The organism is Neptunicoccus cionae, from assembly GCF_014643735.1.
Lineage (GTDB): Bacteria > Pseudomonadota > Alphaproteobacteria > Rhodobacterales > Rhodobacteraceae > Amylibacter > Amylibacter cionae.
The window spans coordinates 798,303-811,681 of record NZ_BMKA01000002.1 but is presented as its reverse complement, the minus strand read 5'-3'; the positions used below and the strand labels follow the sequence as shown (position 1 = coordinate 811,681).

Below are 13,379 nucleotides of genomic sequence, written 5' to 3'. Positions count from 1 at the left end.
CTGGATCAGTAGATCATGTTCTGCGTGATGACGATCCGCAGCACGACAATTCCCAAAAACACGATAATCGGCGAGAAATCCAGCCCGCCAGTCGGCGGCAGGAAGCGGCGGATCGGTTCGTAGATCGGTTCCAATATGCGGTTCAGGCCAAAGTAGATTTGCGCAACAATAGGTTGGCGCATATTCAGAACCTGAAAGTTCACCAGCCAGCCAATCACGATATGCGCGATCAAAATCCACCATGCAACATTTAGAATGGCGAGAAGGATAAGTCCGAGAGTGGTCATCTGTATTCCCATTTTGCTTTGATAGAGACCTAGTGTCTGCAAGGCTCCAACGCAAGATGCCGCGGCAGGGTTAAGCTGGCGTTACGGCGAAGTCCGCTTGACGATGTGTTAATCCTTGCGCGGCTTTGCGGAAACGGGTTCTACTCCGGCGACGAGAACTCATTAAGGAACCACCCTATGTCCACCTTACCCTCAAAAAAATCCGTATGGGGCTGGTTCTTTTATGACTGGGCAGCGCAGCCTTATCACACATTGCTGATCACATTTTTCTTTGCCCCCTATTTCACTGACTTTGTCGCGCCCGATAAGGAAACAGGCACAGCTTATTGGAGCCTGATGCTGACTGTGACAGGGATTTCCATTGCCATCGCAGCCCCGATACTCGGGGCGATTTCGGACACCACCGGCCCGCGTAAGCCGTGGATATTTTTGTTTTCACTGTTTTACATCGTCGGGGCGGCAGGGCTTTGGTTTGCCTTGCCCCAAATGGAAACGGTTTTCTGGATTTTGATCTCCTTCTCAATCGGGCTGATCGGGGTCGAGTTATCGCAGATATTTGTAAACGGAATCTTACCAACTCTGGGAGAAAAGGATGATCTGGGTCGCATCTCGGGCAGTGGCTGGGCATTTGGTTATCTGGGTGGCTTTTTCGCACTGATCCTCGCGATTCTCTTTGTTGTCGTCTTATCCGAAGGCAAAACCATTATTGGCATTGATCCGATCCTCGGGCTTGATCCAACCTTGGGAGAGGACAAGCGCGTGCTCGGGCCATTAACCGCACTCTGGTATTTTATTTTCATCCTGCCGTTTTTCTTTTGGGTACCGGATGTAGAGCGGCGCAAGCGGGCTGTTGGCGCTGTCGGACACGCGTTGCAAGGGCTGTGGCACACCATCCGCAGCCTGCCGGAGCGGCGCAGCTTTGCCATGTACCTTGGGTCTTCCATGTTCTACCGTGATGCGTTGAACGGGCTTTATTCGTTCGGGGGAATCTACGCCACGGGGGTTCTGGGCTGGGAGATCGGCCAGCTTGGGGTCTACGGCATTGTGTCAATCGCAGCAGGGGCGTTGTTTTGCTGGCTTGGCGGGTATCTCGATAAATGGATGGGGCCGAAGTTTGTCGTGGTGTTGTCGATTTCGATCCTGATCGGCGTCTGCGTTCTTATTGCCGGAACCGGCCGCGAAGCCGTGTTTGGCGTTGAACTCGCCGCGGGTAGCAGCCTGCCGGACACATTGTTTATGATCTGCGGCGCTTCTATCGGTGCGGCAGGGGGGACCATACAGGCGGCCTCTCGTACCTTACTGGTGCATCAGGTGAAAGACGACCGACTGACCGAGGCATTCGGCCTTTATGCGCTGTCCGGCCGTGCCACAACTTTCATCGCTCCGATGCTGATCGGCATCTGTGTGCTTGCTACCGGTAGCCAGCGGTTTGGAATTTCACTACCAATTATATTATTGTTCGGTATCGGACTGATAATGTTGAAGTGGGTTGATACATCAAAGGAGTAGATTATGCGATTTTCTGTTGTGGTGGGGGGGGCTGTGCTGGCCTGTGTCTTGGGTTTTCCGGTGCTGGCACAGTCAGAGCAAACACCGCGGGACGGGGCGGGACTGGCGCCCGAGCCTAAAGCGCAGATTATTCGAAAATCCACTTCTGGCACCAAGGCGAATCGGCTGTTCGGGTCTAAAGGCGCGCCATCCCGTCACAAACCCGCAGCCATTGGCACCTATGCGAAGGGCTGTCTTGCTGGCGGGGTCCAACTGCCGGAAAACGGGCCGACTTGGCAGGCCATGCGACTGAGCCGGAATCGGCACTGGGGTCATCCCGAGACGATACAGTTTCTGAAAGATCTTAGCGCCTATGCCGCCACCCAGCCGGGGTGGTCGGGTCTGTATCTTGGCGACATTTCGCAAGCGCGGGGCGGGCCGATGCTGTCGGGGCACCAGTCCCACCAGTTGGGTCTGGACGCGGACATCTGGCTTTATCGTGCATCCCGTCTGAACCTTAGCCGATCCGAACGAGAGCGTCTGTCCTCAACCAATGTGCGATCCGGTGATCAGCGCAGCGTCAACAGCAATTGGACCCAGCAGCACGCAAATATCATCAAACGGGCCGCCGAAGATCCTCGCGTGGACCGTATTTTTATCACCGCTCCGGCAAAAATCTGGATGTGCAACAATACCAGAGGCAACCGGAAGTGGCTGCAAAAGGTCCGTCCCCTTTACGGCCATAACACCCATTTCCACGTGCGCCTGAAGTGTCCGCGCGGACAGGCGGGATGTATCAACCAGACGCCGACGGTCAAAGCCCTGTCCAAAGGCGGCGACGGGTGTGATGCAACGCTGAACTGGTGGGTGACGGATTATCTGAACCCGCCGAAGAAAGTGACGCAAAAAAAGAAAAAGCCAGCGAAAAAGACGCCGCGTAAACGGGGTGCGAGGGATTATACAATGGCTGATCTGCCCAAGCAGTGTATGACTGTCTTGCAAAGCAACTGACAGCGATCCGTTTCGCACCACGGGGGCGCAATCCCAGATTGCGCCCCTTTTGTTTGATCCGCGCGAGCGTTAGCTGACGGATTGTTCCGGTATGGTTGAATCAATCAGCGGTTCGTCCAGAGGCTCGACGATTTCCTTGAAATCTTCAATGATCTGAACGGCTTCTGCGGCGGTTTCGACAAAATGGAACAGCTTGATGTCCTCCGCCGAGATCGTGCCCGCATCTGCCAGCGCATCCCAGTTAATGATCTTGCGCCAGAACTCCTCACCGAACAGCAGAACCGGCATCCGTTCCATCCGCCCTGTCTGGATCAGGGTCAGGGTCTCAAACAGTTCGTCGAGCGTCCCGAAACCGCCTGGAAACACCGTGATCGCCTTGGCGCGCATCAGGAAGTGGATTTTGCGGGTGGCGAAGTAGTGGAAGTTGAAGCAAAGGTCCGGCGTGCAGTATTCGTTTGGCGCCTGTTCATGGGGCAGCACGATGTTCAGCGACATGGACGCACCGCCCGCATCCGCAGCACCACGGTTGCCCGCCTCCATCACACCGGGGCCGCCGCCCGTGACGATCACATCTTCGCGCCCGTAGCTTTCCATCGACTTGATCGTCATCAACCGCGCAAATTCGCGGGCTTGGTCATAGTATTTCGACAACTCGGCGAGGGTTTCGGTGCGGGCTTCATCCTTGCGTGATGGTTCGGGAATGCGTGCGCCACCGAACATCACAACCGTGCTTTCGATGCCTTTTTCCGCGAGAATTAACTCGGGCTTAAGCATTTCAAGCTGGATACGGGTGCCCCGCAATTCATCGCGACACAAGAAATCATCGTCGGCAAAAGCCAGTCGATAGGCCGGAGAACGGGTTTGCGGGGTCTCGGGGACGCCTGCTGCTCTGCTAATGTCGTCTTCGGCGTTTGGAAAAGTATTCTGTTTACGTGCCATTGATAAAGCCTCTTGGTTCTGTGTTGCACCAGCATTGCCTGTCGTCTAGCCTTTTGCAACGTCCGTGTCAGGTCAAGAAATCGGGAAGACTAAAGTTATGAATTGGCAAACAGAAATTACCGCAGCCTATCAGCGGGTTGCGCCCCATGTGCTGCGCACGCCGGTACTGGAAGTTGACGGCTTCGGCCTTGGCTATCCCGTGTCGTTCAAACTGGAGCAGGTGCAACATACCGGCAGCTTTAAGGCACGCGGCGCTTTCAATACGCTGCTGTCTTTGGATGTGCCCAAATCAGGTCTGGTGGCCGCTTCGGGTGGGAACCACGGCGCAGCCGTGGCCTATGCGGCGCAAAAGCTGGGCCATCGGGCGAAGATTTTTGTGCCGGAGCTGGCGGGACCTGCCAAAATCGGCCTGATCGAACGATGTGGTGCGGATCTGGAAGTGGTCGGCGGCGTTTATGCCAACGCACTGACGGCGGCACAAGCCTATGAAGCCGAAACCGGCGCGATGCAGGTGCATGCATATGACGCGAACCCAACTGTTGCGGGGCAAGGCACGGTTGCACTGGAATGGGAAGAGCAAGATCTTGATGCAGACACTATTTTGATCGCAGTTGGCGGTGGCGGGCTGATCGGTGGCGCGATGGCGTGGCTTGGTAAACGGCGCAAGATCGTTGCGGTGGAACCGGCACTGGCCCCGACATTGAACGCCGCGCTGGCCGCAGGCGCGCCGACCCAAGTGGATGTGAGTGGCGTTGCTGCCAATGCGCTGGGGGCGGGTAAAATCGGACAGATTTGTTTTGATCTTGCACAAGAAACGCAGGTTGAAAGTGTCTTGGTGCCTGATGATGCAATCCTGACAGCGCAGGCCGCTTTGTGGAAGGAAACCCGCCAGTTGGTTGAACCTGCGGGGGCAACAGCCTTGTCTGCCCTGATGTGCGGTGCGTACGAGCCTGCACCGGATGAGAAGGTGGCCGTTCTTTTGTGCGGCAGCAACTTGTCCGAAGACCCGTTCGGGTGATTGCGCGGCGGGCGCTTTAGGGCTATAGCGCCTTGGAACTTCAGACCATCAGAACGGAAAACCGATATGTCTAATGCACAGCTTGAATCCGCCATCGAAGCCGCTTGGGAAGATCGTGACGCGATCACTCCGGCCACAACGGGCGAAACCCGTGACGCGATCGAGGATACGCTGAATGCGTTGGACAGCGGCAAACTGCGGGTTGCAGAGCGTCAGGACAATGGTGACTGGCATGTAAACCAGTGGGCAAAGAAGGCCGTTCTGCTGGGCTTTCGTCTGAAAGACATGGAACAACAATCCGGTGGCCCGCAAGGTGCTGGTTGGTGGGACAAGGTCGACAGCAAGTTCAAAGGCTGGGACGATGCGCAGTGGAAGGACGCAGGCTTTCGCGCTGTACCAAACTGCATCGTGCGCAAATCTGCCTATGTCGCACCGGGTGTGGTGTTGATGCCGTCGTTCGTGAACCTTGGCGCCTATGTGGACACAGGCACCATGGTCGACACTTGGGCCACTGTCGGAAGCTGCGCGCAAATCGGTAAAAACGTACACCTGTCCGGTGGTGTAGGCATCGGCGGCGTTCTGGAGCCCATGCAGGCTGGCCCGACCATTATTGAAGACAACTGCTTCATTGGTGCGCGCTCCGAGGTGGTCGAAGGCTGCATCGTGCGCGAAGGGTCCGTTCTGGGGATGGGGGTGTTTATCGGCCAGTCCACCAAAATCGTAGATCGTGAAACAGGCGAAGTGATGTACGGCGAAGTGCCGTCCGGTTCGGTTGTGGTATCTGGCTCCATGCCGTCCAAGAACGGTGTGAACCTGTACTGCGCCGTGATTGTGAAACGGGTGGATGCGCAAACACGCTCTAAAACTTCGATCAACGAGCTGCTGCGCGACTAAGCAGTCTATTACATTAAAACGGCGCACCACCCCCTTGTGGTGCGCCAACAAAGGCAAGACCTGTGGCAAAACCAGATTCCAAACAACAAGTGTTCACCCTTTTGGTCGAAGTCGGCCGGAGCGACAGTGACGGCTTGCCCAAAAACGCAACCGGTGCGGCGCTGATGTGTTTTGCCAGCGGTATCGACGAAGCTGAAGCCGTGCGTGAAACCGTGGCCATCCTAAAGCAGGCGGACATGGCGCCTTTGGACGTGTCGGGCTATGGCACATTGGCCGAACGCCGCGCGGAAGGTCATGACATCAGCGAAGACGAAGAAGGTCTGATGCAGCGGGCGCTCGATGAAAACTCTGTCGTTGTGGCGCAAGTGACCCCGTTTTACGACTGAACCAGCATCGGGTTCGGGGCCTACGCAAGGTCTTTCGCTGCTCCTTCAAGGTATAGGCTGGCAATCCGTCGCGATTTTAACGATAACGGCGGCGACAGGACCAGCAGCGGGTTATCATGCTTACACTCTTCTTTGATCTCGACGGGACTCTGATCGACCCTAAAGAGGGCATCACCCAAGCCATTCAACACGCGCTCGGCGAAATGGGGATGGTTGATGTTCCCCACGCGGATGATCTGACATGGTGCATCGGCCCGCCTTTGTGGAACAGCTTTGACGTGCTGCTTGGGCCGGGTGCCGATCTGGATCAGGCGGTGGATCTGTACCGCGCGTTTTACACGGATGAGGCTATGTATCTGGCCGATGTTTATGACGGTGTGGGCGAAATGTTCGACGCTTTGCATCAGGTCGATGCAAAGATGTACATCACCACCAGCAAACCCCACGTCTATGCGCAGGAAATTATCGAGCATTTCGGTATTCATGCCCATGTGGAGCAACTGTTCGGATCAGAACTGGACGGGACAAACGCCGACAAAACCGACCTGCTGAAATTTGCGCTGGATGAAACAGGTGCTGATCCGGCCAAGACCGTTATGGTTGGCGACCGGCGGTTTGATGTTTTTGGCGCACGCAATAATGAAATCCCGAGCATTGGCGCGCTGTGGGGCTTTGGTGAACCGGACGAGTTGCATCAATCCGAAGCGGATTCACTGGCTGGTGCGCCCGAAGAAGTGCCGGAAATAGCGTTTGATCTATTAGGTTTAGATGCTGACTGACATCATAGCATGTGACGTTCTGATCGTGGGTGGCGGGCCTGCCGGCCTGTCCGTTGCCTCCCACCTTGGGGATGAGGTGCACAGCATCGTGGTGCATCAGGACGCGGAAATCGGCTTGCCGGTGCGCACCAGTGGGGGCACGTGGAAACGTGATATGGAAGCGTTGGGCATCCCGCCGCAGATGTACCGCGTGATCGACCAGCTCGACTTTTTCTCCGATAACGCGGAAGCGCGGTTCGCGGTGGATGACGATAAAATGGCGGTGATGGATGTGACGGCCGTCTACCAACACCTCGCCAGTCTGTCGGATGGCAAGCGCAGTGAATTGATGACCGGCGCGAAATTCCTGAGCTGCATCGAGCAGGAAGACGGGCAGTTTCTGTCGCAAATCCGCTCGCGGGAGCGGGGCAGTTTCAGCATTCTTTCTGCCATGGTCATCGATGCCTCCGGTTGGCAGTCTGCCGTGATCGAAAGCCTTGGTCTGGGGCGCAAACCGCAGCGCACCGGGGTTGGGATCGAATACGAGTTTCCTATCGGTAACTTTGATCCCAATAGGGCGGTTCTGTTTGTCGGTTCGTCCGCGCTCACCGGGTATGGCTGGATTTTCCCAACGCCGGGGGATCGGTTGCGATTGGGGATCGGGGTGATCTATCCCGACACCGATCTGACACCTCGCCAAGTGATGGAAGACTTTAAAGCCAGCGGGCAGGCGGCCCGTTACGGAATTGAAATTCCTCAGGACTATGAAGTGAATGCTGGGATTATCCCGTCAGAACCCTATGATCCGGAGCTTGTATTCGGCAAGGTTGTGCGCACGGGGGATTCCGCGAATTTTGCCACTCCGACGGTGGGCGAAGGGATCAGGATTGCGGTTGAATACGGTCGATTGCTCGGGGCTGAGGTGACGGCCTATTTGAATGGCGACGACAAAGCGCTCGGCCGATATGAAGCTGCGGCGCGGCAGGCGTTCCAACGGGATTACAGGTTCGGATTTATGGTAAACACGCGCATCGCCGGATATTCACCGGAGCGTTGGGATAAGTCGGTCGAGCGGTTGGGTCGGTTGTCAGAGCAGGAAATGACAGAGCTTGTGCGATCCCGTTTCGGGTGGCGCACGATGGCGCGAACAGTTTGGCTGAACATCAAGGCCAAGATCTCCGGCTGAGGTCTCGCCTGTGATCCGGCAGTAGGTGTGTAAAACGCACCAAAAAAATCAGCTTTTTAAGTGTTTGTAATAAATTCATAAACGGCTTCATCATACTGCATATATGAAGCTTCATATAAGAAGCTTCTTAAATGAAGCTTCGTAAACGCAGGGTCTTAAGACGCCTGCGCCACAACGCCAAAAAAAGGCCCTGCCACAAGGGCAGGGCTAGTCAGGCTTCGCGCCCGGGGGCGGCCCCGGACGTCGGCGGTAAACTCTTATGCGCCCATTTCGGCGCGAATTTGTTCTCTGAGAAGGTCAATGGGCATGGTCTTGCCTTCCTTGCGGAAACCCCAATAGGTCCAGCCGTTACAGGATGGCGCGCCTTCCAGCGCAGCCCCAACCTGATGGATAGAGCCTTTGCAATCATTCCCGATCAACGTGCCGTCAGCGCGAACTTTGGCAGTGTGACGCCCGTTCAACGCGTACAGTTTTTCACCGGGATTAAGCATGCCACGTTCCACAAGCTGTCCGAATGGCACCCGTGGTGCGGCCCGTTTGGATGTGGAAACTTGCAGCGACTCGTTGTCGAACTTGCGGGTGTCCTTGATCCGGCGGGCGGCCACTTCGCGGTAGGCTTCTTCCCGTTCGATTCCGATGAAATTCCGTCCCAGTTTCTTTGCCACAGCGCCGGTTGTGCCGGTGCCAAAGAACGGGTCGAGAACCACATCCCCCACATTGGTGGAGCCAACCAACACGCGGTGCAGCAGGCTTTCGGGTTTCTGCGTCGGGTGTGCCTTATTTCCCTCGGCATCCTTCAAACGCTCATGGCCGTTACAAATTGGCAACACCCAATCGGAGCGCATCTGCACACCGTCGTTCAGGGCTTTGAGGGCCTCATAGTTGAAGGTCGGTTTGGATTTTTCGTCCTTGGTTGCCCAGATCATAGTCTCATGGGCATTGGTCAGACGCATGCCACGGAAGTTGGGCATCGGGTTGGATTTGCGCCAGATCACGTCGTTCATGATCCAGTAACCTGCATCCTGCAAACATGCCCCGACACGGAAGATGTTATGGTAGGAACCGATCACCCAAATGGCCCCATTCGGCTTTAGAATGCGGCGGGCGGCACGTAGCCAATCCCTTGAAAAATCGTCATAAACCTTGAAGCTGTCGAACTGATCCCAATGATCGTCAACCGCGTCCACTTTGGAATTGTCGGGCCGGTGCAACTCGCCCTTCAACTGCAGATTATAGGGAGGATCCGCAAAAATCAGGTCTACTGAATTTTCAGGAAGTGCATCCATTACTTCGATGCAATCACCAGACAATATCTGGTTCAGCGGCAGGGAGACCCCACCGTTGGTGTGTTTACTGTTCGTCATGTTCTGCCTCGTCATCGCGCAATTTTTTGCGTCGTTGTCCCTAGAATGAGTCATTCCGGATTCGAGGTCAATTCTAATCTGTGGCCAGAATTAGACGTTTTTGGGGCAGCCTTCTAAACACAACATGTTGTGGATCGGCTTAAAGGACCGCCGGTGATGTTGTGTCACCCCAAGCGTTTCAAGACCCGCAATGTGGGCTTTCGTGCCGTATCCGGCGTTAGTTTCCCATCCATAGCCAGGAAACTGTTGCGAAAGCGCAACCATCATCCGGTCCCGCGTCACTTTCGCCACAATGGAAGCGGCAGCGATCGACAGGCAGCGTCCGTCCCCCTTCACCAGCGTTTCGGACGGACAGGCCAGTCCTTGTGGTGTTTTGTTGCCATCTATCAGCGCGAATTCGGCTGGATTTGCCAGTCCTTCAATGGCGCGCCGCATCGCCAGCAAAGAGGCTTGCAAGATGTTGATCCGATCGATTTCTTCCACACTAACGTGAAAAACGGAAACATCGGCTTGGTCCACAATCTGATCGAAAAGGGCATCCCGCCGCTTTGCTGACAGCTTTTTCGAATCATCCAACCCGTCCGGAATACGTCTAGGGTCCAATATCACGGCGCAAGCCGTGACCGGACCGGCCCAAGGTCCGCGTCCCACTTCGTCGACACCGGCGATACGTGTGAGTCCATGTGTGCGGCGGAGTTCGGGTTCTATGTTTATATCGATCATTCTCTGTAGGTGCCGTCTGTGCGCAGGTTTGGCAAGCGGCCGTGTGCAAACAGCGCCCGATACAGGGCGCTGCTTAATTTGATTCTTGTGTCCTGCTTAGCGGCGGTAGTGGCCGTGGTGGTTCGCAGGGCGGTATTTATTCACACAGGCCTGATTGTAGAATTTGACCCAACCGTTTTGCGTCCATTTCTTGCGCAGACAGTTTGCTGGCGGGGTGAAGTGATGTTTGACGGGGCGTTGTGCCTGATAGTGTTTCTTGCCGTGGTAATGGGGTTTGTAATGGTGCCGCGGTTGTGGCGCAGGCCGCACATAGGTCGGCTGGTGATCGGATTTTTTAGCCTCATTGGCGATGACACTGATCACACCCAGTGCGGTCAGGCCCAGTAACAGACGGTCCACGTTGTCTTTTGCCAGCGCCGCAGGTGCGGTGATCGGCGCTGCAACAAGGGCAAGGGCGAGAATTCCTGTCAGGGTCATTTTATGGAACATGGCGTTTTCCTCTTAGGAGCTTGGGCAATGCGGAATGCATCGCGACATGGACCAACCCTGCCCAAACCCCAGTTGTCAGACAAAAACACCGCATTGTTATGGGATAACACGCCCCGAAATCGGCTTTGTTATTGTATTACCCGCCAGTATTGCGCAGGAATTTGGCATGAAACACGTATTACATATATGGATGTTGGGTGCGCTTGTGGCCGGATTGGTCATGGCGCACCCTGTAAGCGCACAGCAGAACGGGTGTTTCGCAGATTACAAAGCGAAACGGTCGGTGTCGGGCAATCTGGAATTGCACTATGGTGTGATTGAACTGGGTGCCCGCGCGTGCCAGTCCCCAAGGCGGGCAGAGCAGGCCGTGAGCCGCCGGATCGCTCCGGATGGTTGGACCCTGCTGCGTATCGTTTCCACATTCGGCCGCAATGGCCTGCAACAGAGACAGGACAATGCCGGACCCTATTTCCTTAGATACTGACGCTGCACCGACCCGCCTGCTGCACCGGTTGAAACCCCGCAATGTGGTGGTCTCCGGTTCCGTACTGGTTTTGCTGCTGATCCTTGTGACAGCGGTGGTGCTGTTTATGGCGCTGCCCGATGCAAATGCGTTCAATGATCGCGTGGCGCGGATATTTGCGGAAAATGACGCCCTGACCACCGGAGAGCAGATCAAGCTGTTGGAGATCCTCGCCCAGTCAGGCACGGCCTTTGCCGATGTGCTGCAAAGTTACCGGCTGATCATTTTTATCCTGCTGCTGCTGGCATCGGCGCTGTTGCTGTCAGCCCTATACTTCCTGTTCACAAACTATGGGTTGTCCCGCCGGTTGGATGAAATCGAACAGTTCGGTATCCACATTACCAGCCTGATTGTCAGCCGCGATGAACGGGTGGTCTATATCAATAACATGGAGTTCGATCTGACCGAGAGCATTTGCGAAACCCTGTCGGTCCTGTGCGAGGCGCGTCTGGATGACGAGGTCATCACCGGCGCGGAGCTGGAATCCATGATTTCCGGCAAGAACGCTGCCGATTGCGAAGAAGCAGCGGGGGCGACGCGGATCAAACGCTTGCGAGACCAGCTTGGCAATCAGTTGGTGTCCCATCTTCTGGTCAAGAACATCAGCCGCAAGGGCTATACCCTGTCGATTGATCGGGATGTCATTCGTATGTTGTAACTGTGATTGCCGGTCAATTTGTGCGAATCCGGACAGTCGACCCACGCGGGGCGGGCTAAATTGCAACCGGTTCCGAACTATGAGAAACTAACACCCGTGCCGATTCCGTATATGCTCAAGTCCCCTACAACCGGAGCGGTCCGCATATGAATTCCACAAATTTCAGGAGGCTTCATGCCATTTTCCTTTAAAAATTTTTCCACCACTTTGCTACTGTCCACCGCCCTCTGCTCTCCTGTGCTTGCGCAGGAACTGGCACAGGAAGTGGTGGCCGAATACTTCGACGAGTTGCGCGCAAGCGGTATGACTGTGTCACCGGGACAAGAGACCGTGTCAGGTTCCACAGTTGAATGGCGCGATATCATGATCGGGCTGCCAGAGGATGAAGGCAGTTACACGCTGGAGTTCATGCGGGCAGAAGAACTGGGCGGCGGTAAAGTGTCTCTCAGCTATCCCCCAGAAGTGAAAATTTCCATTGATCCCAAGGGGGAGAAGCCCAAAGCGGATGTCGTTGTGCGCACGGAAGGTATCACCCATATCGTGTCGGGTGAAAAATCGGCGCGGAATCATGACATCACCGCCAGCCGGATAGCGGTTGAAACCTCCACCTTTGAGCCGCCGTTTTCGATGGAGATGGCTGCGAATGATGTGGTGGTCAATCAGGTCAGCACCGGTGCGGATACGCCCCACTATGAGGGCAGCCTGAAAGCGGCCAATCTGGAACTGCGCTATGATCTGGACGACGGCAAAACGAAGATGTCTTCGACCGGCAGCTACGACGATCTGTCCGCCACCTTTGATATGGATGCGGTGAACGAGGCGTCTCTGGATGAGTTGTTCGCAGGTAGCCGCAATCTGTCTGTCAGCTATCAGATGGGCAAGATGACGGGCTCCACCGATATTACAGCACCGCAATCAGCTATGGTTATAGACACTAAGGCCAGCAGCGCGGATGGCAGCTTTTCTGTTAAGGACGGCATATTTGATTTGGGCGGCACGGCGCAGGATGTGGCCTATAATGTCCAGCTAAAGGACATCCCCCTTCCGCCGTTTTCTGCACAGATCAAAGAAGCCACAACGCAGGTCAAGCTGCCGCTGAAGAAAGTAGACGCGCCGCTGCCGGCACGGATACAGATGGGGTTTGACGGGCTGGAACTGTCAGACACGGTTTGGGGCATGTTTGATCCCACCGGTTCCCTGCCACGAGAAGCAGCCAGGCTGAACATCGATCTGAGCGCGCAGATCAAATGGCTGGTTGAAGCGCTGAGCGCGGCAGAAGCCAAGTCGGTTCCGGTTGAGGTCGACAGTGTAAAAATCAACGATGTAACCCTGAGCATCGCGGGTGCCGCCCTGAACGGAAGCGGGGAGGCCAAACTGAACAACGCGACCTTCCCACCGATGCCTGTCGGCGAGGTGAATATGGATCTTAGGGGCGGCGTTGGCTTGCTTGATAAACTGGTTGCGCTTGGAATGGTGCCCCAACAACAGGGACAGATGATCAAGATGATGTCGGGCATGTTCACAGTACCCGGTGGCAATGGAACGGATCATTTGGTGTCTAAAATCGAAATGAACGCAGACGGCTCCATTCTGGCCAATGGCCAGCGGGTCAAATAACCGCTTCAATGCAGGTAAAAACGGAACGGCAGGGTTTT

15 protein-coding genes are annotated in these 13,379 nt (G+C 55.6%); 10 read left to right on the top strand and 5 right to left on the bottom strand.

The window, feature by feature from the left end; translation table 11 throughout:
* Positions 1-5: 5 nt before the first annotated feature.
* A complete protein-coding gene (locus tag IEX10_RS09145; RefSeq protein WP_188673687.1) occupies positions 6-287 on the bottom strand; it encodes a YggT family protein in 282 nt (93 codons plus the stop codon).
* 177 nt (positions 288-464) lie between these two features.
* On the opposite strand from IEX10_RS09145, the gene IEX10_RS09140 reads away from it, so the two are divergent.
* The gene (locus IEX10_RS09140; RefSeq protein WP_188673684.1) at positions 465-1,796 is read left to right on the top strand and encodes an MFS transporter; all 1,332 of its coding nucleotides are present in this window, start codon (positions 465-467) and stop codon (positions 1,794-1,796) included.
* Between the two features lie 3 nt (positions 1,797-1,799).
* Positions 1,800-2,786, top strand: a complete 987-nt coding sequence (gene mepA / locus IEX10_RS09135; protein ID WP_188673681.1) for a penicillin-insensitive murein endopeptidase — start codon at positions 1,800-1,802, stop codon at positions 2,784-2,786.
* 69 nt (positions 2,787-2,855) lie between these two features.
* Here the strand turns inward: mepA and IEX10_RS09130 are convergent, their stop codons facing one another.
* Entirely contained in the window at positions 2,856-3,725 is an 870-nt protein-coding gene (locus IEX10_RS09130; protein WP_188673678.1) for an LOG family protein, read from the bottom strand.
* Positions 3,726-3,822: 97 nt separating this feature from the next.
* Between IEX10_RS09130 and IEX10_RS09125 the strand changes: the two genes are divergently transcribed.
* From IEX10_RS09125 to IEX10_RS09105, 5 genes are all read left to right on the top strand, one after another.
* Entirely contained in the window at positions 3,823-4,743 is a 921-nt protein-coding gene (locus IEX10_RS09125) for a threonine/serine dehydratase (protein ID WP_188673675.1), read from the top strand.
* 66 nt (positions 4,744-4,809) lie between these two features.
* A complete protein-coding gene (gene dapD, locus IEX10_RS09120; RefSeq protein ID WP_188673671.1) occupies positions 4,810-5,637 on the top strand; it encodes a 2,3,4,5-tetrahydropyridine-2,6-dicarboxylate N-succinyltransferase in 828 nt (275 codons plus the stop codon).
* Positions 5,638-5,699: 62 nt separating this feature from the next.
* Complete coding sequence (locus IEX10_RS09115; protein WP_188673668.1) at positions 5,700-6,023, top strand: DUF8846 family protein; 324 nt, start codon at positions 5,700-5,702, stop codon at positions 6,021-6,023.
* 116 nt (positions 6,024-6,139) lie between these two features.
* Positions 6,140-6,802: an HAD hydrolase-like protein gene (locus tag IEX10_RS09110; protein ID WP_188673665.1), complete on the top strand. Its 663-nt coding sequence runs from the start codon at positions 6,140-6,142 to the stop codon at positions 6,800-6,802.
* Entirely contained in the window at positions 6,792-7,967 is a 1,176-nt protein-coding gene (locus IEX10_RS09105) for an FAD-dependent monooxygenase (RefSeq protein WP_188673662.1), read from the top strand. Before IEX10_RS09110 ends, IEX10_RS09105 begins: the two co-directional genes overlap by 11 nt.
* A gap of 257 nt (positions 7,968-8,224) precedes the next feature.
* Here IEX10_RS09105 and IEX10_RS09100 read toward each other — a convergent pair whose 3' ends face one another.
* The 3 genes from IEX10_RS09100 to IEX10_RS09090 all read right to left on the bottom strand — a co-directional run bounded on the left by IEX10_RS09100 (position 8,225) and on the right by IEX10_RS09090 (position 10,543).
* Positions 8,225-9,331 carry a site-specific DNA-methyltransferase gene (locus IEX10_RS09100; RefSeq protein ID WP_188673659.1) on the bottom strand — a complete coding sequence of 369 codons (1,107 nt, stop codon included), beginning with the start codon at positions 9,329-9,331 and terminating at the stop codon, positions 8,225-8,227.
* A gap of 90 nt (positions 9,332-9,421) precedes the next feature.
* On the bottom strand, positions 9,422-10,054 hold the full coding sequence (gene rnhB, locus IEX10_RS09095; protein ID WP_188673656.1) for a ribonuclease HII: 633 nt from the start codon (positions 10,052-10,054) through the stop codon (positions 9,422-9,424).
* 96 nt (positions 10,055-10,150) lie between these two features.
* On the bottom strand, positions 10,151-10,543 hold the full coding sequence (locus IEX10_RS09090; protein ID WP_188673651.1) for a hypothetical protein: 393 nt from the start codon (positions 10,541-10,543) through the stop codon (positions 10,151-10,153).
* A 166-nt stretch (positions 10,544-10,709) separates the two neighbouring features.
* On the opposite strand from IEX10_RS09090, the gene IEX10_RS09085 reads away from it, so the two are divergent.
* The 3 genes from IEX10_RS09085 to IEX10_RS09075 all read left to right on the top strand — a co-directional run bounded on the left by IEX10_RS09085 (position 10,710) and on the right by IEX10_RS09075 (position 13,341).
* Complete coding sequence (locus IEX10_RS09085; RefSeq protein WP_188673648.1) at positions 10,710-11,027, top strand: hypothetical protein; 318 nt, start codon at positions 10,710-10,712, stop codon at positions 11,025-11,027.
* Entirely contained in the window at positions 10,999-11,724 is a 726-nt protein-coding gene (locus IEX10_RS09080; protein WP_188673645.1) for a winged helix-turn-helix domain-containing protein, read from the top strand. Before IEX10_RS09085 ends, IEX10_RS09080 begins: the two co-directional genes overlap by 29 nt.
* A gap of 174 nt (positions 11,725-11,898) precedes the next feature.
* Positions 11,899-13,341 carry a DUF2125 domain-containing protein gene (locus tag IEX10_RS09075; protein ID WP_188673642.1) on the top strand — a complete coding sequence of 481 codons (1,443 nt, stop codon included), beginning with the start codon at positions 11,899-11,901 and terminating at the stop codon, positions 13,339-13,341.
* Positions 13,342-13,379: the final 38 nt, after the last annotated feature.

Coding starts and splice junctions, on each gene's coding strand:
- IEX10_RS09145 (WP_188673687.1), bottom strand. CDS start 287: ATGACCACTCTCGGACTTATCCTTCTCGCCATTCTAAATGTTGCATGG.
- IEX10_RS09140 (WP_188673684.1), top strand. CDS start 465: ATGTCCACCTTACCCTCAAAAAAATCCGTATGGGGCTGGTTCTTTTAT.
- mepA (WP_188673681.1), top strand. CDS start 1,800: ATGCGATTTTCTGTTGTGGTGGGGGGGGCTGTGCTGGCCTGTGTCTTG.
- IEX10_RS09130 (WP_188673678.1), bottom strand. CDS start 3,725: ATGGCACGTAAACAGAATACTTTTCCAAACGCCGAAGACGACATTAGC.
- IEX10_RS09125 (WP_188673675.1), top strand. CDS start 3,823: ATGAATTGGCAAACAGAAATTACCGCAGCCTATCAGCGGGTTGCGCCC.
- dapD (WP_188673671.1), top strand. CDS start 4,810: ATGTCTAATGCACAGCTTGAATCCGCCATCGAAGCCGCTTGGGAAGAT.
- IEX10_RS09110 (WP_188673665.1), top strand. CDS start 6,140: ATGCTTACACTCTTCTTTGATCTCGACGGGACTCTGATCGACCCTAAA.
- IEX10_RS09105 (WP_188673662.1), top strand. CDS start 6,792: ATGCTGACTGACATCATAGCATGTGACGTTCTGATCGTGGGTGGCGGG.
- IEX10_RS09100 (WP_188673659.1), bottom strand. CDS start 9,331: ATGACGAACAGTAAACACACCAACGGTGGGGTCTCCCTGCCGCTGAAC.
- rnhB (WP_188673656.1), bottom strand. CDS start 10,054: ATGATCGATATAAACATAGAACCCGAACTCCGCCGCACACATGGACTC.
- IEX10_RS09090 (WP_188673651.1), bottom strand. CDS start 10,543: ATGTTCCATAAAATGACCCTGACAGGAATTCTCGCCCTTGCCCTTGTT.
- IEX10_RS09085 (WP_188673648.1), top strand. CDS start 10,710: ATGAAACACGTATTACATATATGGATGTTGGGTGCGCTTGTGGCCGGA.
- IEX10_RS09080 (WP_188673645.1), top strand. CDS start 10,999: ATGCCGGACCCTATTTCCTTAGATACTGACGCTGCACCGACCCGCCTG.
- IEX10_RS09075 (WP_188673642.1), top strand. CDS start 11,899: ATGCCATTTTCCTTTAAAAATTTTTCCACCACTTTGCTACTGTCCACC.